General features: G+C 35.6%; 7 protein-coding genes. 1 reads left to right on the top strand and 6 read right to left on the bottom strand.

The features are described 5' to 3' along the window. Nucleotides 1-10: 10 nt before the first annotated feature. The 6 genes from E1J38_RS08255 to E1J38_RS08230 form a co-directional block, all read right to left on the bottom strand. Nucleotides 11-9,742: a T9SS type B sorting domain-containing protein gene (locus tag E1J38_RS08255; RefSeq protein WP_186525838.1), complete on the bottom strand. Its 9,732-nt coding sequence runs from the start codon at nucleotides 9,740-9,742 to the stop codon at nucleotides 11-13. Between the two features lie 370 nt (nucleotides 9,743-10,112). Continuing rightward, the gene (locus tag E1J38_RS08250; protein WP_133355564.1) at nucleotides 10,113-12,548 is read right to left on the bottom strand and encodes a PorP/SprF family type IX secretion system membrane protein; all 2,436 of its coding nucleotides are present in this window, start codon (nucleotides 12,546-12,548) and stop codon (nucleotides 10,113-10,115) included. Nucleotide 12,549: 1 nt separating this feature from the next. Continuing rightward, nucleotides 12,550-13,980, bottom strand: a complete 1,431-nt coding sequence (locus tag E1J38_RS08245; RefSeq protein ID WP_133355563.1) for a T9SS type B sorting domain-containing protein — start codon at nucleotides 13,978-13,980, stop codon at nucleotides 12,550-12,552. A gap of 49 nt (nucleotides 13,981-14,029) precedes the next feature. After that, the gene (locus tag E1J38_RS08240) at nucleotides 14,030-15,349 is read right to left on the bottom strand and encodes a beta-helix domain-containing protein (RefSeq protein ID WP_133355562.1); all 1,320 of its coding nucleotides are present in this window, start codon (nucleotides 15,347-15,349) and stop codon (nucleotides 14,030-14,032) included. A 293-nt stretch (nucleotides 15,350-15,642) separates the two neighbouring features. Beyond that, a complete protein-coding gene (locus E1J38_RS08235; protein WP_133355561.1) occupies nucleotides 15,643-16,089 on the bottom strand; it encodes a hypothetical protein in 447 nt (148 codons plus the stop codon). A 201-nt stretch (nucleotides 16,090-16,290) separates the two neighbouring features. Further along, nucleotides 16,291-16,782 (bottom strand): SixA phosphatase family protein, encoded by a 492-nt coding sequence (locus E1J38_RS08230; RefSeq protein WP_133355560.1) that lies wholly within the window; start codon nucleotides 16,780-16,782, stop codon nucleotides 16,291-16,293. A gap of 463 nt (nucleotides 16,783-17,245) precedes the next feature. On the opposite strand from E1J38_RS08230, the gene E1J38_RS08225 reads away from it, so the two are divergent. Continuing rightward, nucleotides 17,246-23,671: an HYR domain-containing protein gene (locus E1J38_RS08225; RefSeq protein WP_186525837.1), complete on the top strand. Its 6,426-nt coding sequence runs from the start codon at nucleotides 17,246-17,248 to the stop codon at nucleotides 23,669-23,671. Nucleotides 23,672-23,682 lie beyond the last annotated feature (11 nt).

Raw genomic sequence — 23,682 nt, 5'->3', positions numbered from 1 at the left:
ACTTAATTAATTACCTGTAAAGTGTAAAGTGTCCAACAAAACTTCGTTTATCTCTTTCATCATTAAGGTTCACTACATACCAATAATCACCAGTAGGCAATTGTTTGCCATTATAAGTTCCATCCCATGTTTCATCAACACCAAGCGTAGCTATTTTACGTCCGTATCTATCAAAAATATCAACAGTTAAGTTTCTATATTGTGATGTACATCCAGGCCCCCAATCCTCATTTCTTCCTGGTACAAAATAATTTGCAATACAAACATCAACAAACTCAAATTGTCTTGATGCAGAAGCAACACAACCGTTACTATCAGTTACTTGAATAGTGTAGGTTCCAGATTCATAAATAATAAAAGTACCTGTGTCTTGATATGGCTCAAAGTCGATTGAATTCACCCTTTGAATGGCGTATTCATAATCTCCTGAACCACCAGAAACAGCCGATACAATTTCATTAATATTACCATCACTAATCGCTATTTGTAATGGATCATATTGATTAATATCGAAAAATACTTGTTGCTCACATCCGTTAGAATGCCTTACGGTTATTGATTGATTTAAACCTGGAGCAACATCAACAAATACATTGTTACTTTGGAAGTTTATACCGTCTAAAGAGTAATCAACTTCTACAGAATCTACACTAGAGTCTATACTCACAGTTACCGCATTACTACTCGCATCATAAATATCTGTACAATAATCAACCTCAACTGACGGATCTAATCTTACAGATTCTGGAAACGTAATATTCCATTCAGACTCACACCCTTGAGCATCTATAACATAAACTATATGATCACCACCACTTAATCCATTAAAATCAAATATGGTTTGTGTTGGTCCACCAGTTGTATATGCACCATTAATATCATCTAAAGCAACGTTATAAGGTAATGTTCCTCCAGAAATATCAATACTAAACTCCCCATTCATATCGCCTTCACAAACCTCTGGCAATATGGAATTGGGTACTATGGTAAGTATAACGGGAGTTGCTTCTACAATTTCTATATCTTCAAGCAGTACATAGCAACCAAGTTCATCTTGTACAATAATATCATAAAATCCTGGTGACAGTTCGTCAAAAATAGGTTCGTCAAAAAACTGATCCAGTCTAGGAGTAATTGCGTACTTTATGATGCCTGTTCCTCCAGAAGCACTTACTTCAATGATACCATCATTTTCACCATTACAAGTAATATCGGTTACAATATATTGAGCCGTTAAAGGTTCTGTTGGTTCTGTAATAATAACTGCTGATGAGGTTATATCACAATCCACACTTTCAACATATACTTGATACGTTCCTATTGGTAATTCTGTAAAAACACCTGGATTATTTTGTACCGCTCCTAATATATCATTCCCACTACCATCTTGAAGTGTATAAACATAATTTCCTAAAGCACCTTGTGCCTCTGCCACAATAACACCTGTAGAATCTCCAGCGCAGTTAACCGTTGAATTGGTTGTGTCTAGATTAACCGTTAATGGGACTAAAGGTTCTATAGTAATACCATTAGAAACACTAGACACACATCCATTAGCATCCCTTACATAATATTGATAGGTTCCCGGACTTACTGAAAAGGTTATTGATGTTGCAAAAGAACCCAAGACTGTTGTAAAATTATCAGTATTGCTATACTCATAACTTCCTGTACCCCCTGTTGCACTTAAGGTAAGGGTAGCATCATTAATACAAGTTTGGGTACTTGCCGTAACTAAAGAAGCTACTATTTGAGTAGGTTCTGAAATAACTACATCTGGTGTATTAAATGTACAGTTATAACCATCAGTTACAGTTACGTTATAGGTACCTGCTGCTAACCCGCTAAATACTGGCGATGCCTGTGGTCCTGAAGCACTAACTGTTGGAGCAGTCATGTTTAATGTATAACTGTAGTTACTGCCTTGACCTCCTGTTACATTACTAACCGTAATCATTGCGTTGGTATCACCAAAACAACTTAATAGTGTTGGTGTAGCCACTACAGTAGCGTTGATTGGTATTGGTAAATTTAATGTTATGCTTTCTGAAACAATACAACCACCTGCATCTCTAACACTGATAGTGTACGTTCCTGCTGAAAGGTTACTAAATGTTCCGTTTGTTGAGTATGGTACCGTAGCAGCACCGGTTAATTGGTATTCATAACCACCCCATCCATTACTAGCTATAGCAATGATAGTGCCTTGATTATCATCACAGGTAACATTTGATGTTTCCGTTGCCGATAAGGTCAATGGTTCTGTTGGGGATAATATGTTTACTATGTTGGAAGACGTCGAACAGAACGGACTTGCTGTTTCAGTGACTTCAACATAATAGTTACCGGCAGTCATTCCTGTTATAGTTTGTGGGTTAGTTGAAGTATCGCTAGCAACAACACCACTTATGGATACTCCCAAACTATTAAATACTTCATAATTATATGTCCCCGTATAACCATTTACAAGAAATTCAATTACGCCATTGTTATCTCCATAGCAAGTTACATCTGTAGTTACAGTGGCTGTAATATTTATGGTATCATAAGGTGCTATGGTTAACCCTGATGTATCTATACTACAACCAGTGTCTACGTCGTTAACTCTAAAATAATAGGTTCCTGGGCCTGTAATAGCAAACGTATTTGAAGCCTGAGGTGTTCCATTAGGTAACATCTGATAATTAAAATTCCCAGACCCACCCGTAACAGTAATTGAAACAGTGCCAGTGTTATTACAATCAATTGGAGTTGCTATGGCTGCCGTAGCCAAAGTTAATGCCGGTAAGGGATTTATACTTACAGTGTTTGAGGCCACACATCCATTAGCATCCCTTACATAAATATCAACAGTTTGAACACTTCCGGTATCTATAATATCAAATGTATTGGTTGTAAAATAGTTAGTACCATCTATACTGAATGTATATGGAAATGTCCCTCCGTTTTCTACAATGGTCAATATTGATGTGTTCACCGAATTGTCTGGAGCACATGCAAAATCGGTTGCTGTTCCCGATACATCTAAAAGCACAGGCTCTCCTATGGTTATTGGCTCAGTTGTACTACAATTTCTACCTGAAATTACAGTGATATCATAATTTCCTGCTGGTAATCCAGTGAATATATTTGAGCTTTGTGGCCCTAATAACACAGGGCCTGAAGTAATCTCATAAGTATATGGAGGATTATCGTTACTCGCTGGTAGATTTACTGTTATAATTCCATCATTACCTCCATTACAACTAACATTGGTTGCTACAGGTGTAAATAGAACTGGGGTTGCAGCGTCCAAAGTAATATCTACTTGGTCTGTACATGCTGTAGTAGTATCTGCTATGGTAATGGTATAAGTCCCACTTGGTAAACCGTTAAACACATTTGATGCCTGAGGACCAACTAAAACAGGACCAGAGGTGATTTCATAAGTATAATTTCCAGAACCACCATACCCTGTCATCGTTATGATGCCATCGTTATTGGTACAAGATGTTAGTGCCGTTACCTGAGCACTAATTTGTATAGGTTCATAAATAGTAATAGTATCGGTTGCTGTACATCCATTTCCATCACGTATGGTTACCGTAAATGTTCCTGTTGAAGTGACTATAAATGTTGGGCTTGATTGAAAGTTTACTCCATCTATACTATAAGTAACAGGTGTTATCTCTCCTCCTCCAGGTGTAGCTGTAAAAGTATAGGAACTACCATTTGATGTACATTGATCGTTTGCAATAGTAGGCAATGTTACTACTGGTAGCGGATCTGCCGAAATAGAAACATCTAATGGAGATGATATATCACATCCATTAGTATCACGAACGTAAACATCCCAATTAATATTGATATTAACATCCAAAATAGCTAAATTATTAGCAGTCCAATCTCCAATTGTTGGTGTAACACCATCCTCAACAAAAGCATATTCATATGGCGGTGTACCCCCACTACCATTTACAACAACCTGTGCATCTTGATTACAATTAGCATTTGTATTAACTACTTCAGCTAATAATAATTCTGTAGGCTGTATAATCTGGAAATTCACTAAAGCTGTACACTGCGTAGAGGTTAAGTCTGTTTCAGAAACCAATAAATAATAATCTCCTGGGGCCAAACCAGAAACAGTATCTGAATAATCTGCTCCAGACAAGCCAGTTGCATTGCCTGTAATACCAGTTGTTGTATTTGAAAGGTTATTAAAAACTTCCCATGATAATTCGTTACCACTATAAGCGGTTACCGTAAAGTCGAAAGTACCGTCATCTAATCCTGGGATTTCATAACAAGTAATATCTGTAGCAGTTCCAGAAACAGCAATAGTAGACGGGCTTGGTATAGCAGGTACATTTTCAATATAGGTACAACCTGTACTAGTATCTAATACTTCAAAAGTATAGCTCACATCAAACTGGAGTCCAGAAAACTGATGGTTTCTTTCATTTGGCGACATATTAGAAATTGGTAATCCATTAGGTGCAGTGCCATCTGTTGGGTTAAATGTTGTTGTACCATCATAAATACGTACTCTAAAAGGTCCCGTACCGTTAACAATTTCAATATTGTATTCTACCCCAGCTATACAAGTTCCTGTTGCATTTGTATTAATATCTAAGTTATCAACATCAGAAGCCACTAAATAAGGCCCAAAGTTATACTCACAACCATTAGCATCTACTATTCTTAGGTAATAATTGCCAAAACTTAAATCGTTAAACGTTACATTATCATTTGGTGTAGGTCCAAAAGGATTTGAGGACGATGTTGTAGCAACAGCACCTGAACTATTTAAAAGCGTATAAGTATAATTAGGTGTTCCACCAGTAACATTGAGTATTTGAATAGCTCCAAGTACATTGCCACCTACACCACAAGTAATAGGTGTAATGATTTCAGAACCCAAAGCAATAACACTAGGCTCATTAACAACTACAGAACCATTAAATTCACAACTGTTGGCATCCCTAACAATGTAATTATAGGTTCCAGTTATTAATCCGTTATAAACTGCTTGAGATGTGAATCCTGAACCATTAAAGCTAACTTGATAAGGTGGTACCCCTAAGGTTTCATCTATATCAATTGCTACAATTCCGGTGGCGTCTCCACTACAGAATACATCAGTAGCTATGGCTGTGGCCAATGGATTTGAAATAGGCTGAATAGTAATCACATTGGTTAATGCCGTACAACCTAAAGCATCCGTAATCCTGTATTGATAATCCCCCGTCTGTCCACTATTATAGGTATATGGTGGATTACCTGTTGCGATAAACACACCTCCATTAAAGGATACTTCGTAATTGTATGGGGCAATACCTCCAGAAACCGTAACATTAACTTCTGCATCTGGACTCGTAGTACAATCCAATCCTTTAACTAAACTAGCTGAAGCTGTTAATTGGTCTGCTATGGTCTCAGTTGGTAAAGTAAAGGTACATCCAAAAGCATCTCTTACTATAATATCGTAAGTCCCGGGTGCTAAGTTTGAGAAAACCGGATTTGTTTGAAATACACTTCCGTTGTTACTGTATTCATATGGTGGATTACCTCCGGAAGCACTCACTTCAAGAGAAGAAGCATTCGTACCATCATAACAATAATTGGCATTGATTATCGTAGCCGTTGGGTTACTTGGCGTACTCAATACAAAGGTTGTTGTAACTTGACATCCGTTGGCATCAGTCACCGTAACCGTATACGTTCCTGTTTGGGATAAACCTCCAAAAATATTACTGCCTTGAGAACCTAATATTGAAGTGTCAGGTTGTTCTAATTCATAACTATAACCACCCCAACCACCGGTAGCAGTGACAGCGACACTTCCATTTGCAGTACAGGTTATAGGTGTTTCTGTTACAGTAATATTTAATGCAAAAGGTGGTCCAGATATACTTACCGTATCGGTTGCGGTACAATTAGTTGTTGTATCTGTAATGGCTATGGTATAACTACTACCTGCAGCTAATCCTGTTATATTGATTGGTGAACTACCAGCTACAGATGCTCCACCATTAATAGTATAGGTAAAACTTGTTGTTCCAGTTACTGTAAATTCTGCAGTACCATCTGAAGCACCAAAACAAGTCTCGTTATTTAAAACCAATCCAATTACCGAAAGTGTAGGTAATGAATCTATGGTATACGATTCGCTATAAGTACAGTTATTAGCATCCCTTACTTGGAAGGTATAAGTATCAGACCCCAATCCATTGAAAACATTAGACGATTGATATGCAGTAGCTGAACCTGAAGGTGCAATAATTTGATATTCTAAAGGTGGTGTACCACCTGTTACTCCAGTAATAGTTATATCAGAAGTATTGGTGGGACATGTTAATGGTGTGCTGCTAAAGTCCATATCGGTAGGTGGATCTAGAGCATCAATTGTAATAGGTGTTAATACTGAAGAACAACCACTTGCATCTCTTACAGTAACCGTATAAGTTCCATTAGTTAAACCTGAGAACGTGTTTCCTGACTGAAAGTTAACACCATCAATACTATATTCGTAAGGTGATGTTCCTCCAGATACTCCAGAAACTGCAATTACCCCATTTGTTGTACAAGTTAACGGTGTTGTTAATGTGGCTGTTCCTGTAATTGGAGCCTGTGTTGTAATTGTAATGTTCTGAGCTACAGAAGCACATACATCAGCATCGTAAGTATATTGTACAACCACATCATAGTTGCCAGCCACTAGACCTGTAAACACATTGGAACTCACAAAGGTAGTTCCGCCATCTATACTATACATTAAACTATTACCGTTGGCATTGGTAACATTAACGGTTATAGAGCCACTATTAGGATCGTCTGCACATAAAATATTGTTTTGATTTATGTTAAACTCAGGTGGTAAAATACCATCAACAGTAATTGATGTTGAAGCTTCACAACCATTGAAATCCAGAACAGTAATATTGTATACACCCGCTGTAGTAACAACATATTCTGGGTAATTCTGTGAAATGGTAGTACTATTAATAAAATAGTTATAAGGTGGTGTACCACCAACCGGATAAATTGTTATTTCACCATCGGTACAGGTTAAAGGTTGCGTTAAAGCTGCTGTTACCGTTATTACTGGTGGATCAATTATATCTATATCATCTGTAAAAATGCAGCCATCATCTGTGGTTACCGAATATGTATATGTTCCTGAGTTTAAATTATCAAAGGCGTAATTACTATCCATAATAGGCCCTACACTATTAATTAAAGTACCTCCTTGTGATAGACTATAGTAATATTGTGGAAGCGCATCGTTTACCTGTAACTGAATACTACCTTTATCTCCATTACAATCTGGCTGTGTAACCACCGTAGTTAGGTTAGCATCACGCTGTCTCACATATATACTAGGAGTTTGAAAAGTACATGGAAATGAATCGGCTACTGTTTGCTGAATATAAACTGTATAATACCCGGGAGTATTAACTGTAAATGTATTTGATGCCTGATAAGGTCCATTAGGGTCTAAGCTATACTCATAACCTGAGGGTACACCTCCAACGGTTACCTGACCAGGAGTGGTACAAATGATATCCTCGGCCGTTATGGTTGGATCTAATAAGTTTTGATACACATTAAAATAGAAAATACTAAAACATCCGCCAGGATAATTAATAACAAGTCTAAACTCACCTGCCATATTAGCTACGTAATCTGATCCTGTTCCCACTTGGTTCCATGTACAATCATCACTTTCGTTAGCACAATCATCTACAGTTAATGCCGCACAACTACTTTCATCCAGTTGTTCCCAAACAATAGATACTGCATCACTTATACCTGTTAAAATCTCTCTTGTTTCATTTGCTCCACATAAGAATATATATGGCAGTTGCTTACCGTCATTAGGACAAGTAACTACTTGATCTGCGTAAGGAATAACTGGATTAGTTTGTGTATTACCATAAAGCGCCACTGTTATAGCTTCCTCTATAGAAATACACGTTGATGTTGTGGTATTATTAACATAGTATGTTCCTACCTCTGTAGCGGTATAGGTTTGACCTGTACCAATTACAGGAGTTCCCGTTGGACTTGTAGACCAAGAATAAGTATCATATCCTGAAGCAGCGGTTAAAACAACACTACTACCACATAAAATTTCAGTTCTAGCAAAATCACAGTTTGATATATCCACGATAAAGTTAGTAGAGCCTGGAACTCCCAAACACTCTTCAGTTGCAAAACTTCCTTCTTCTTCAATTATTGTTGGATTTATAACACCTCTATAAGTAGCAAAAGCTTGGTTCTTAATTTCATTAGAACAAGCCTGACTTAAATCGTAGCAATTTGGTACCACCTGAATGGCAATGCGAATCGTGAACGCTGGATCATCAACTTCAACTGAGCCATCTGGTATACTGAATATCAATTCTCTAGTTACTGGATCCCATGACTGCAAAGTTGCACCGCCAGCATTACTCAAATCAATATCGGTAGTAGGATCAAAAATGATATTGTCTGGTAATATATCTTTAATTGTAAATTGTGTTACATTATCATTACCAACACTTTGATAGGTAATTTCATAGAATAGATTCTGGCCTAAAATCACATCATCTCCATCAATATCATTTCCTAATTCATCCAAAACAATTTTTGTAAGATCTATATCTGGTGCGATTATATCTACACCAAATGCACTCATAAAAGCAAAAATAGGATCTGCTTGACCCCTTGCAACCTGAAGTCTAAAATCGGCTGCCGTATCATCGTTCCTTATGAATTCCGGTTCGGAATTAATTATTTCCAAAAGCCCTGTATCATATCCTAATGTATTGGTACTTTGAGGATTTCTAGGATAAACTAGACTTGGAGGATTAGGGTTACCATCATAACCCAAGTTTTCAATTACAGAACCAAAGAATTTATTGGCTGGCCTTAATTCTGTTGTTACTTCTTTACCATTTATTTCTAATTTGGTGGCTCGCTTGGTACGATCGCCATCTAAGGTTCCATAAGCAAATTGTAAATCGATATTTCCGGCTGGAGGTGTTCGGAAGCCTGTAACATTAACGGTTTCTTGATGACCATCAAAAATATGGCTAAAACCATCAAAAATTGTAAACGATTTTGTATAGAGTTCAGGATCCTCATAAATTAGAAGGAGTGTCCATCCTGCAGATAACCCTGTTGAATTGTTAAATCCTTCACTGGAAGTAACATTGGCAACCGTATAATTTCCTTCTATATTTGTTAAACCACTAAATAAATTGGTTACATCGGCATAACAAGCATACGGCGTATTTCCTGGCTCTCCAGTTTCAGCTACTATTGGACTTACGATAGCATCGTAAATAATTTCTCCAGTAATATCGATATATGTTGAACTTCCAGCCAGCTTAAACTTTACTTCATCAATATCACTTCTATCTCCAGATTGAAGTGATGCCGCCCAATATAAACCTGCATAGACTACCCTGTAACAATCTGTTGGACTTCCATCTTCATGAGGAGGTAATTGTATTTCTGCACTACTGGAACTAAAAGTAGTTGCATCTGAGTCAATATCGATATATCTCATATCGACATCTTGATTATCTCTAGTTAAATCATTAAAAGGTAAGTTATTTTCTCCAATAATGCTGTTTCCAACAACCAACATACTACCACGTACCTCGATTTTTTCTCTCTCCGTGAATGGATCATAAGTCTGAGCAGACAATTGAATGCTTAGAAAAAGAAAAATAATAACAAGTCCATAGCTTACATAAGTAGTTTTTTTCATGGCAGTCATTTAATTTTATTTCTTTTATTGAGGCTATAAAAAGAAATATATCTTATTACAATTCTTAATAAATCAATTTAATTTGTAAGTTTATTTTGTTTTTCAGCGTCATTCAACCTACATAAAACACACTTAAACGAGGTAAATATCGTATTTTTTTTTATAACTAAGAAGTAAATCGACACATTTTATGTATTTCATCGAAAATAAAATGCTTTTAAGCGTTAAATAATAATATTTTTGTACTATTATTTACACAAAAAACATAAAAAGACCAAGTATCCCAACAAAAACCATTTATTATATATTAACCTAAAAAAAATCGGATAGTGCCAAAAACCGATTTTCTAAAAGATATTTATGTAGTTAATTAATTCTCTATTTTAACAATAGACATTTTACTATTATATGGTTTGGTTCCTTTTGATTCCAAAGTCTTTTGAGCCGCTTCAATATTGTTAAACTTATCGTAGTATATAAAATACTTGTTTGAATTCACATCAAAGAAGAAATTAATATTGGTTTCACCAGATGCCACCGCTTTTCTCAAAAATTCATCTCTTTTTTCTTCAGAATCATGAACCGCTATAACCATATAAAATCCGTTTTCCTCATTGCTAACATCTTTAATAATTTTAATGCTATTACTTTGTTCTTCTCCAAAATCAAAATCTTCTTCTTGTAATGGTACCAAACTAGGTTCTGTAAATTTTCTTATTCTTTCTAGAGTTGCTCTATCCTTCACATATCTATCTTGTTGATTTTGATAAGCTGCTCGTTTAATTCTTCGCTTTCTTTCAACCTCTGTGGCTTCTTTAATAGTTTTCAATTCTTCAATTAAATCTTCTTTCAATCTAATGGTTTTTAATCTTTCGGCTTTTAGTGCTTCAATGGTTTTTAAATAACTAGCAGATAAAGGATCTAACTTATCCCGTTTCTTCCCTTTTCGCTTAATTAGAACAGCTTCTAACTCTTGAATTTTAATATCCTGCTCTTCAATTACCTTGTCTATTTCGATTTTAATAGATTCAATTTCAGCATTTTCCGCACTAATACTCTTAAATGGTTTAGGAGCTACATAAATTCCTTGTTCACTTAAATCGTTTTCTTCCTTTAAATCATCTAAATCTTGTTGTTTGATATTAACTTTATTAGATAATCTATCTAATAGCATATGCTGCAGGTTTACTGAGTTTTCAGCTATTTGATTCAAATTATTTATTTCATTAATTGTTTCTTTATCTAGCTCTGGATCACTTAAGTTATTTTCTTCTATGGTTTGCTCCTCCAATTTAGATACTGCTTCTTCCTCGTCTCTTTTGGCTTTCTCTAAAGCATCTTTTTCAGTCTGCAATCTTTCGGCTTCTAACCTAGCTTTTTCTTCCGCCTCTGTTTTAATTCTTTCAGCCTCAAGTCTCGCAGCCGCTTCTGCCTTGCGTTTTACCTCTTCCATTCTAGCCTTTGCTTCCGCTTCAGCTTTTAATTTTGCATCTTGTCTTGCCTTGGCCTCTGCCTCCTGTTTACGCTTCAATGCTTCAGCCCTTTGTTTTTCTTGTTGCTCTTTTTCTGCCTTGATTCTGGCTTCCGCTTCGGCTTTAATTCTATTTGCTTCTTCTTGAGCTATCCTCTCTGCTTCAAGTTTAGCAGCTTCTTCTGCTTTTCGTTTCTCTTCTTCTAAATTTGCTTTGTCTTCTTGACTATTAGTATTATCAATTATTTCTTGTTCTTCTTCTGCAACCGAATTATCATTTTCTTCTAGATTTACTTTTCTAGATTTTAATCTACCTGGTGTAGCAGATCCAGTTTTCTTGGTTGGATTTTTACTAGCAAGAACTCGCCTTACTTTTCTTGAAGATGTAAAAACCGATTTTTCATCATCATCACCACTGTAATTGAATCTTTGGTTCTTGAATCTATACGCCAATGTAACTTCATGTGAACTTCCAAACTCAACTAAATCTCCTAGAGATTGTTCATAATTATATTCTATAGCAATTTGCTCACTAATATTAATACCAAGACCTACAGAGGCACCATATAACGAATTATATCCTATTTGACCCCAAAGCCCTCTAGGAATGGTTAACATAGCTAAACCAGAAAAAATTGTTTCACCTTTTCTGAATTCAGACCGGAATAGACTGGAAAATTTACTTTCATCAAAAAAACCTCTGCTATTCATGTAGCCCGTATACATAATATGAGCCTGTAAACCCTGCGCAGGATTTTCTTCTATTAATTTTGAATTGTTAAAATTATAGGAAACCAAATTATTTACTGAAAAGCCAAAATCAAAAAAACCAGTGCCATAATTAATACCTGGATTGATGGTTAACATAAAGTGCTTTGGTATGTTTTGAAGTGAGGGGTCTGGTTCATTTATAATGACGCTTCCTTCATTTATACCACTTTGATATGCACCTAGATTAAGCCCGAATGTTAAATTGCTCTCTCTGCTTAATGACACATTATAGGCAAAGTTTAGAACACCTCCAAAGGTAGTTTGCACACCATAATCTTGTTGAAAAAGACTTAAGCCCATTCCTATGTTTTCTCTAAACCTTCCGGAATAACCAAATAGAAAAGTCTGGGGTGCATTATCAAATTGAAGCCATTGTCTTTTATTAGTAAAACTTATATACTTGTTTTGTTCTCTAACAAAACTAAAGGTAGGGTTTAGAACATGCCTGTTAAATTTCAAAGAGTTTCTTACAGGTAGATCAAACGCAACAACACCATTCTCTTGAGAATGGATCATTTGTACCGTAAACAAAAACAGTATACAATATAGGAGGTATTTATTCATGTCACTTTACAAGCGTAATTGATCCTTTACGAGTCTTGTTATTTGGGGTTGTTATTATGTAATAATACACTGGGTTTACATCTTTTAAGCTTATATTTTCTGGCCAGTTATTTTGATAATTATTAGTATTTAAAACTATTTTTCCTTGTTCGCTTACAATCATGACTTGAGCACCTGACCCGCTAACATACTCTTGCGGAATTATCCAAGTATCATTTACACCATCGCCATTTGGACTAATTAAATTAGGAATTTGAGATACATTAGGAAAAGGTTCTGTAACTCTAAACAAAAATTCTTTTGAAGACAAACAACCAACCGTTTGATTTATAGTTACTTTATAATTACCAGCACTATTAATTTCATAACTACTAAATGTAGCTCCTGAAATTTCAGAACCATCAAGATACCATTTATAAGTTGGTGTATTTGCGCTAGTGGTTACTGTGGCAATTAACGTTTGCCCCTCTTCTAACATATTCAAATCATCAACATCAATATTACTTGTAAATCCAGTATTTTCTAAATCAATAGTGGCAATAGCTGTACAATTTCCTAAATCTATATTAACTGAATAAGTACCAGATTCATTAGTTTCTAACATTTGACTGGTAGCTCCTACAATGCTTTCTCCATCTTTAAACCATTGATAACTATTTCCTGATATGGTGCTTAAGGTAGTGGGACCATCTTCTTGACAATATGGATTACCTAAAAGGGAATTTATAGCAGTTGTTGTTTCTCCATTAGTAGCTTCACTTACTGTAACTCTGTTTGAAAAGGAGTCTGAAGTACAAGTTCCGTAATTAGTTTCTACAAAATACGTACCCGATTCTGTAACTTCTAATGTTTCACCAGACGATACGAAAACAGAGGTTGATGGACCAGTCTCTTTATACCAATTAAATGTTAATGACGGGTATTGTAATGGCGAATCATTCATGGCACCCCCAGGATTATCTATAGTTAACACATAACTACTGCCAGAACAAAAAACTGCAGTTTCTATTAAATTGTTTATTGTAAATGGTGAATCTTGAATCTTATAATAAGCAGCAAAAGGATCAGAACCACTACTAGTTGCAATAGGCGATGTGCTTTTAATTCTTACTTTATAAGCTTCACCAGCTGTGACCTCTGGTAATGAAAAGCTTAGAGTTGCTGGAGAACTAGTAACACTTCCAGCCGTAGAGGTAAAAACAGTTGTAGCATTAGAGAAATCTCCTGTTTCATCAGAAAGCTCAACAATAAATTGATTAGATCCTGTTAGAGCAGTATCGGGTGAAAAAGAAAAAGTAACATTATAATTATTGAACGAAGAACTTGCGCATGCCTGAGTAAAACCCAAAGTTGGTTTACTAATAACTATTTGTGCATGCATTAATGAAAATGAGAGCACCCCAAAAAGCAATAAGGTAATATTCTTCTTCATAAGCAGGTTCTTTTATTACTATGTAATTCACTAAATAAACGGCCATTATTTAGTCTTCATCAACATCAGGTTTATTAATAGCAATTATTTTGTTAATTCTTAGCCTGTAATCTGGCCTTCTCTGGTTTTCAATATCGATAAAAGTCTCTTTATTACTGCTTTTAGAATAGACATTAAAGAAAGCTGCATTTCCATACCAATTCTCTAAATCATCATTATTACTGTTATATGCAGTAAAAATATTTCCATTACAGTTATTAAAATACATATCTGTAAACTTAATTTTTTCAAGGTTTGTTTGATTAATGGATATTCTATCATCTAGTATAACAGCGGGATTAAATCCTGAAATAACACTTTTACTCATCTCTAAAGACGCATTTTGACCAACAAAAACGCCTTCCTTAACCAATCCTTTTTCAATATCCTCCTTTAAATTTTCAGTATCGTTTAAGATTGTAATATTGTTTGCTATAACCAAAGTAGAATTTTTAGAAAAGTCAACATCTTCTCGTTTATCATATGATAACACTTTTAAACAACGAGACCCTTCACTACTAGAAATGTAAGGAGACCTAATAGCTAAAGAGTTATTTAACTTACATTGGGTGCCGTAATTAAAATTGAAATCGTTACTACTTGTTCTGTATGATACCGCTTGACTAAGTGTAATATTACCACCCCAAATTTCAAAAGCATCACCAGCAGAATAGGTTACCATAATATTTTCTAATACAGTTTTAGACCCAACACCTGCTAAAAGCAAGCCATTAAAATAGCCCGCCCCTTTAATCCTTTTTCCTGTGTATTCAATTCTAACGTATTTAAGAATACCAGAACTACCTTCTGAGTTATTCCCACCATAATTAGTATTTACGTAATTTTCAGGTTGCAAATTATTATGAAAGTTTGCTACAGATCCGTTACCAAACCTGTTTAAAGGAGCATCACCCAAAAGAATAAGCCCGCCCCAATCTCCAGCTTTCTTAACACTTTTGTTTGAAGAAAATATAATAGGGTCTGTTTCAGTACCTTCAGCCATTATTTTAGATCCTTTAGAAATTGTTAGAGAGGCTTTGGAATCATAATCGCCTAGAATTACTGTACCGGGTTCAATATAAAGTGTAGCCCCATTTGTAACAAATACACTTCCAACAAGTAGATAGGCATCTCTTTTAAATAGCTTAGTGTCTTTAGTTATATTTCCAGTGATAATTTGAGTTGGCTCTCTGTAATACTGCTTATCAAATTGAAAATCTGTCCAATTATTTAACCAATTGGTTGCTCCTATAATACCTTTTTCCTGCTGAGCAAAAAGGTTCAAAGTACCAAAAAGCAATACCCATATTAATACATTAAGTTTTTTCATAATCAAGCATTTTTGATTTCAGTAGAAATGGTTTATTAATTAATTTTCAAATATAATATTAATTCCATGAAATACCAAATATATCGTTAAAATGTATTATACATGTAATATTTTTCATATTTTATCGATTAAATGCGCTTTATTTAGACAAATAATGGTTATTATTATACTTTAGATACCATAAAAAAATATAATAAGGTCCTATTAGCAAACCAATCACCAAAGGTTAAAGCATAAAAAAAGGAGCAAACGAAAAGTGCTCCTTAATAACATTTTTGTCATTTTAAAAATTGCTAATGGAATTCACTGTACTCATGAAGTGATTTTAGTGTATCTTCATAAAATAAAATGGCTGAGATTAAGTCATCAGTATCCGAATAGGGTAATATTCGTTGCTGAAACTCCTTGTTTTTTTCAATAAAATCATCGGTCGCTTCAAACTGATCATCCAGAATTTTTCTATTATCACTATCATTTGGAATTCCTAAGGTAGACATCGTAATTCCTGGTTTAGTAGCAAAGGCGATGTAAGGCATTAGCTGTACTAAGCTTTCTATTCTTTCAATATACAATACTAATAACTCACCTTTTTGTTTTCTATCTAATTCATCTTTATTATGGTATTTCTTTATAGCTACCTTATCATTAATAATGCTTTTAGGTTGTTTCTTTTTTTGGGCAAAACTAAGCCCAGTAACTAAGAAAAGACAAAAACTAAGTAGGAATATTTTTGTTTTCATAAAAATAGATTTGAGGTTCAGTGCGCTAATTTATACATTTTATCGTTAAAAACAATCGTTTTATCGATTTTTTTATATTTTTTTTATATTTAATAAGAAATCACGTCTATTTACAAGCTATTATACATTGAAATATAAAACTAAAACCATGAGCTATCTTACAGAAAACAAACCTGTTTTATGGACATGAATAGCATAAAGCTATTCCTTTAAATCCCTTGGGAATAATGTTAATACGGTCTTTCCTTTTTTCAACTCGTTCCAATCAATAATATCAAACTCAATGGAAACTACACCGCTTGTAGGTACATTATCTATATGAACATCGCCATAAGTATTTACAAATGCTGTAATAGCATGATTATGTCCAAAAATCAGCAGACTATTAATATTGTTATCACACTCTTTAATAACTTCAAATAAATCTCTACCAGCAAAGTCATATAGTTTATAACTTAAGTTTATATGTTCTTCATCAATACCCAGGTGGTCCATAAAAATGTTGGCAGTGGTTCTAGCTCTTACAGCATCACTTGATAAAATTTTATCAAATTTTAAATCATATTTTTTGGACAAATTTTTTGAAACGAGTGCCGCATCTTTAAATCCTCTTGTGTTTAATGGACGTTCATGATCAACAACATCATGCTCCCATGAAGACTTGGCATGCCTAATTAAGGTTAATTTTCTCATAGTTATTAGATAAAATGTTATTTTTTATCGATTAAATGTTGTTTTTTTCGATAAAAAGAACTTTATTTGCTTATTGTAATTGTAAAATTACGACTTTAAATAACCAAAATTCAATTAAATATGGATTATAAAAACCTTAGTAAGAGGCATCATTAGATATTCAAGTCGTCAAATGATTCAGATAATCCGATTAAACGAGTCTAAAAAGCTCTTTGTCGACTTTTTGAGTGATTTGACATATTTTTTTGAATAAATAAAGATATGTACGTTGCTTTGTTGTAGCTATTAACTGAAATCATGACCCCAAATCTAAATTTCACTACAAAAGTTGTTAATGCCCTTGTTGGCATTTTTCCCTCATTACTTTTTTTAAGAAGCGAAGCATGTTTGCTCAACACCAATGTTGTGCAACCCATTTATATATATAAAAATCTTGCTAAAGTCAATACAAATCTACAAGCTTATGAAAACTAATACTTATAGTCTAATTGCAATTATCCGCAGTAAAACGATATTATTGTTTGCGATATCTTTTTTATTAGCAGGAATTTCTGAGGTAAATGCTCAGTGTACTGTACCAAATAATATGACAGGTGCCCAATTAGTTACTTTTGTTACTACAAATGCAGCGACGTGTGATGGTACTGTTATTATCCCTAATGGTATTGATATATTTATAAGTGTTGATACCACTATACCTTCTAGCATAGATAGAGTTATTATAGAAGATGGTGGTCAAATTATTTGGACTGCAAACGCCACATTAACTTTAGCCCCAAATACCGCAATTGTTATTGAAAACACTACAGACCTTAATACCAGTAATGGTACTGCAGCTTTGTCTACTATAGGACCTTGTAATAACAATAAAAGGATAAATATTGGTACAGTTGAATATACGGCTTGTACTGGAGGAGGAAATGTATGTATTATCTTTAGTGAAGTAGTAGCTGCAGGAGGTACCATACAGATTGATCCAAACATTGATATTGATCCAGGTCTTGGAGAGAATCAGTTTTGTTTTGAACCTACCTTTGTAGATTTAGAATTAAATGGGTTTGTTGAAGGTACTCCTACTTATTTATGGACAGTAGTTTCTTCCCCTTCTGGGGCAACAGTTGATTTTGCCCCAAGTAATACTGTTGAAGATCCTACTATTACAGTTTCAGAACCTGGTCAATATGTGTTTAATGTTGCTGTTACAGTATCCTTGAGTGATGAATGTACAAGCACATTTATTACCGTTGATGCTGATATTGAAATGGAGTTTATTGCCGGTGTAACTGGAACTTTAATGACTGTTGAGCCTGATAGCGATGGATGTAGTTTAACGGTTGATTTTACGGGATCATCAAGTGGTGGGCTTAACACGGAATATGATTGGAATTTTGGAGATGGTAATAGTGTTGATAATATTCAAAATCCATCTCATATTTATGCACAAGATGGAACCTACACTGTAACACTTACTATATATGATCCTGACGCTATTAAGGGATGTAATAGTGTTACTGTTTCGGACGATATTACAATTACAGACACTGCACCAACTATTACTTGTCCTCCTACTGTTAATGTGAGTGCTGATAATGGCTTCTGTTATGCGTCTAATGTTGCCCTTGGTGATCCAACCGTGGGTGACGATTGTGACACAAATGATTTAACAATTACCAAAAATATTCCCGATAACTTTCAATTCCCTTTTGGCTCAACTACTGTAACATGGACTGTTGAAGATGCTTCGGGTAATACTGCTACTTGTGATCAAACGGTTACCGTTACTGATAGCGAAAACCCTACCATTACTTGTGCAACTCTTGATGCTTCCTATGATACTGACAATGGGGTTTGTACTTTTACAGTTCCTGACGCTAGTTTAAATCCAACTAGTGCTTTAGATAATTGTGGTGTTGCATCTGTAATCAATGACTATAATAATGGTTCAACTCTGAACGGCGCTGTTTTCCAATTAGGTACTACAACAGTTATTTGGACTGTTACCGATGGCTCTGGAAATACTGCTTCTTGTAGTATTGATGTCGTGGTTATAGATAATGAAAACCCTACCATTACTTGTGCAACTCCTGATGCTTCTTATGATACTGATAATGGGGTTTGTACTTTTACAGTTCCTGATGCTAGTTTAAATCCAACTAGTACTTTAGATAATTGTGGTGTTGCATCTGTAATCAATGACTATAATAATGGTTCAACTCTGAACGGCGCTGTTTTCCAATTAGGTACTACAACAGTTATTTGGACTGTTACCGATGGCTCTGGAAATACTGCTTCTTGTAGTATTGATGTCGTGGTTACTGATAACCAAGCACCTGTATTCGATTGTGACTCATTGTCTCAAATAGATTTTAACTCCGATTCAGATACCGTATGTTCTAACAGTACGGATGTATCGGTGCCTCAGGCTAATGATAATTGTGATGGTACTATAAACGCTGTTGGTACTAGAAGTGACAACGCTGCGCTTAATGACCCTTGGCCATTAGGTACGACTACCATTACTTGGACGTTTACAGATACTGCTGGTAATGATACTGTATGTACACAAGATGTCGTGGTTACTGATAACCAAGCACCTGTATTCGATTGTGACTCATTGTCTCAAATAGATTTTAACTCCGATTCAGACACTGTATGTTCTAACAGTACGGATGTATCGGTACCTCAGGCTAATGATAATTGTGATGGTACTATAAACGCTGTTGGTACTAGAAGTGACAACGCTGCGCTTAATGACCCTTGGCCATTAGGTACGACTACCATTACTTGGACGTTTACAGATACTGCTGGTAATGATACTGTATGTACACAAGATGTCGTGGTTACTGATAACCAAGCACCTTTTATTACTTGTCCAGGCAACCTAACAGCAATGTGTGATATTTCAGAACAACCTGCTTATACTACCTATGCAGAATTTACAAATGCAGGAGGAAGCGCCAATGATAACTGTAGTATTAATGAAGCTAGCTTTACATTAATAAGTGAAGTTAGTGATAACTTAAGCTGTCCTGAAACGGTAACCAGAACATATCAGATTGCTGATATGGCTGGGAATACAATGACATGTACACAATTAATAATTATCGACGATGAGATTGTTCCAACCATAACTACGCAAGCCCAAAATATCGAAATAGAATGTTTAAGCGATAGTGATGCCGATGAAATGGCACTTCAGAACTGGTTAGACACCAATGGTGGTGCTATAGCTACAGACAACTGTAGTGCTGTAACTTGGACTAATGATTATGGACAAGACACTTCAGTTCAGTGTGAAAATGGTGCTATTACAGTAACATTTACTGCTACTGATGAATGTAATAATTCAACTTCTACAACAGCAACATACTTAATTAAAGATACTGAAAACCCAACAATTACTGTTCCAGCTTCAGATCAAACAGTACAATGTGACGGTGCAGGTAACTTAAGTGAATTTAACACTTGGTTATCTTCGAACGCCGGTGCTGAAGCAACAGATGATTGTTCTGCTGTTTCATGGACTAATAACTTTATTACATTAAGTGATGACTGTGGTATGACTGGTAGTGCTATTGTTACTTTTAGAGCTACAGATGCTTGTGGCAACTTTAGTGAAACAACGGCTAAGTTTACTATTGAAGATACTATTGCTCCTGAATTTACAGTTCCTGCTGATATTGAAATATTCACTGATGCAGATTGTAACTATGATACCTCTCCTGCTGTAACAGGTGATGTAACCGATGAAGGAGATGTATGTTCTCCTAACATTCAAGCAACGTATCAAGATGAAACAGTAGCTGGTCCTTGTGAAGGCTCTGTAGTAATCACTAGAACTTGGACATTAAAAGACGATTGCGATAATACTACTGTAAAAACTCAAACGATTACTGTTACAGATAACACAGCACCTACATTTACAGCCCCTGCTGATATTGAAATATTCACCGATGCCGATTGTAACTATGATGTATCGGTTAGCAATGTTGGCGATGTGACCGATGAAGCCGATAACTGTTCTACAGGTATCGAAGCTACTTACTCTGATAGTGCACCTGTAGCAGGACCTTGTGAAGGTACGTTCGTTATCACAAGAACGTGGTCATTGGTTGATAACTGTGGTAATGCCGCTGCTGATCAAATACAAACCATAACCATCTCTGATAATATCACACCGACATTTACAGCGCCTGCTGATATAGAAATATTCACAGATGCTGATTGTAACTATGATGTATCGGTTAGCAATGTTGGCGATGTGACAGATGAAGCCGATAACTGTTCTACAGGTATCGAAGCTACTTACTCTGATAGTGCCCCTGTAGCAGGACCTTGTGAAGGTACGTTCGTTATCACAAGAACGTGGTCATTGGTTGATAACTGTGGTAATGCCGCTGAAGATCAAACACAAACCATAACCATCTCTGATAATATCATACCGACATTTACGGCACCTGCTGATATAGAAATATTCACAAATGCTGATTGTAACTATGATGTATCGGTTAGCAATGTTGGCGATGTGACCGATGAAGCCGATAACTGTTCTACAGGTATCCAAGCTACTTACTCTGATAGTGCCCCTGTAGCAGGACCTTGTGAAGGTACGTTCGTTATCACAAGAACGTGGTCATTGGTTGATAGCTGTGGTAATGCCGCTGAAGATCAAACACAAACTATAACCATTTCTGATAATACAGCACCTACATTTACGGCGCCTGCTGATATTGAAATATTCACTGATGCCGATTGTAACTACGATGTGTCTGTTGCTAATGTTGGAGATGTGACAGATGAAGCTGATAATTGTTCTACAGGTATAGAAGCTACCTATTCGGATAGTGCTCCTGTAGCTGGTCCTTGTGAAGGTACCTTCGTAATTACAAGAACATGGTCGTTGGTTGATAGCTGTGGTAATGCCGCTGAAGATCAAACACAAACAATAACAATCTCAGATAATACAGCACCTACATTTACGGCGCCTGCGGATATAGAAATATTCACGGATGCTGATTGTAACTACGATGTGTCTGTTGCTAATGTTGGTGACGTGACAGATGAAGCTGATAATTGTTCTACAGGTATTGAAGCTACCTATGCTGATAGTGAACCTGTAGCTGGTCCTTGTGAAGGTACATTCGTAATTACTAGAACTTGGTCATTGGTTGATAACTGTGGTAATGCCGCTGAAGATCAAACACAAACAATAACAATCTCAGATAATACAGCACCTACGTTTACTGCACCTGCTGATATTGAAATATTCACTGATGCTGATTGTAACTACGATGTGTCTGTTGGTAATGTTGGAGATGTGACAGATGAAGCTGATAATTGTTCTACAGGTATAGAAGCTACCTATTCGGATAGTGCTCCTGTAGCCGGTCCTTGTGAAGGTACGTTCGTAATTACTAGAACTTGGTCATTGGTTGATAACTGTGGTAATGCTGCTGAAGATCAAACACAAACTATAACCATCTCAGATAATACAGCACCTACATTTACTGCACCTGCTGATATTGAAATATTCACCGATGCTGATTGTAACTACGATGTGTCTGTTGGTAATGTTGGAGATGTGACAGATGAAGCTGATAACTGTTCTACAAGTATTGAAGCTACCTATGCTGATAGTGAGCCTGTGGCTGGTCCTTGTGAAGGTACGTTTGTAATCACTAGAACTTGGTCATTGGTTGATAACTGTGGTAATGCTGCTGAAGATCAAACACAAACTATTACAATTTCTGATAACACGGCTCCTACTTTTACAGCACCTGCTGATATTACTATTAATTGTCAAGATGATGTTAGTGATTTAGCAATTTCAGGTGATGTAACCGATGAAAGTGATAATTGTTCAACAGGTATAGAAGCTAGATATTCTGATAGCATTGCCGATGGTGACTGTCCAAATGAACGCATCATTACTAGAACTTGGTCTTTGGTTGATAATTGTAACAATCCAGCTGCTGATCAAGTACAAATAATAACAGTGATTGATGATGAAGCTCCTGAATTAGTAACCCAATTACCTGGTACTATTTCAGTAAGCTGTGATGCTATTCCTGATGCACCTGAGCTTGGTTTTGCTGATAATTGTTCTGAAAATGTTCAGGTAACGTTTAGTGAAGAATATATGTACACAACGAATGCTACCGAGGAATATGAAATTATTAGAAAATGGACAGCGGTTGACGAATGTAATAACACTAGAGTAGTTGAACAAATAGTTACTGTTAGTATTGATGAGTTTGTTAGTCAAGTAACTGATGAGGCCTGTGCGGATGATGGCGTTATAAATTTAGATGATTACATCAACGATTTTAACGATGATGCCTCTTGGACATTTGTTTCAGGTGTAACCAATAATATCAATTTTGTTGGAAGTGAGTTCGATCCTTCAAACTTAGTTACTGTTGGAAGCGACACAAACTTCTTAGGAGACTATGTATTTAGTTACACTTACACAAGCCCTACAGGTTGTTTGGAAACGACTGAAGTAACAATCAATATTAATGATGATTGTATTGTCTTCCCATGTAGTTCTGATGATATTATCATATCTAAAGCAGTCACACCTAATGGTGATTTCTATAACCAAAGTTTTGATATTGATGCTGACCCAAATTGTGGATTTACTTCTGAAGTGAAGATATTTAATAGATGGGGAGCCTTAATATATGAATCTAACAACTACCCTATTGGTGCCAATGAATCAGGTAGTCCAGATCCAGCCAAATGGGAAGGACAAGCTAATGGCTCTATAGGAAACGCAGATAAAGCTCCAAACGGAACATATTATTATATAGTAATACTCAAAAATAGTGATGGATCAGCATCTGGACTAGCTCCATTTACCGGACCAGTATACTTAGGAACCAAATAAAAAACTTTAAC

The organism is Seonamhaeicola sediminis, assembly GCF_004358095.2.
In the GTDB taxonomy this organism is placed as follows: Bacteria; Bacteroidota; Bacteroidia; order Flavobacteriales; family Flavobacteriaceae; genus Seonamhaeicola; species Seonamhaeicola sediminis.
Note: the sequence above shows the minus strand (reverse complement) of the source record. Positions and strands in the feature narration are given on the sequence as shown.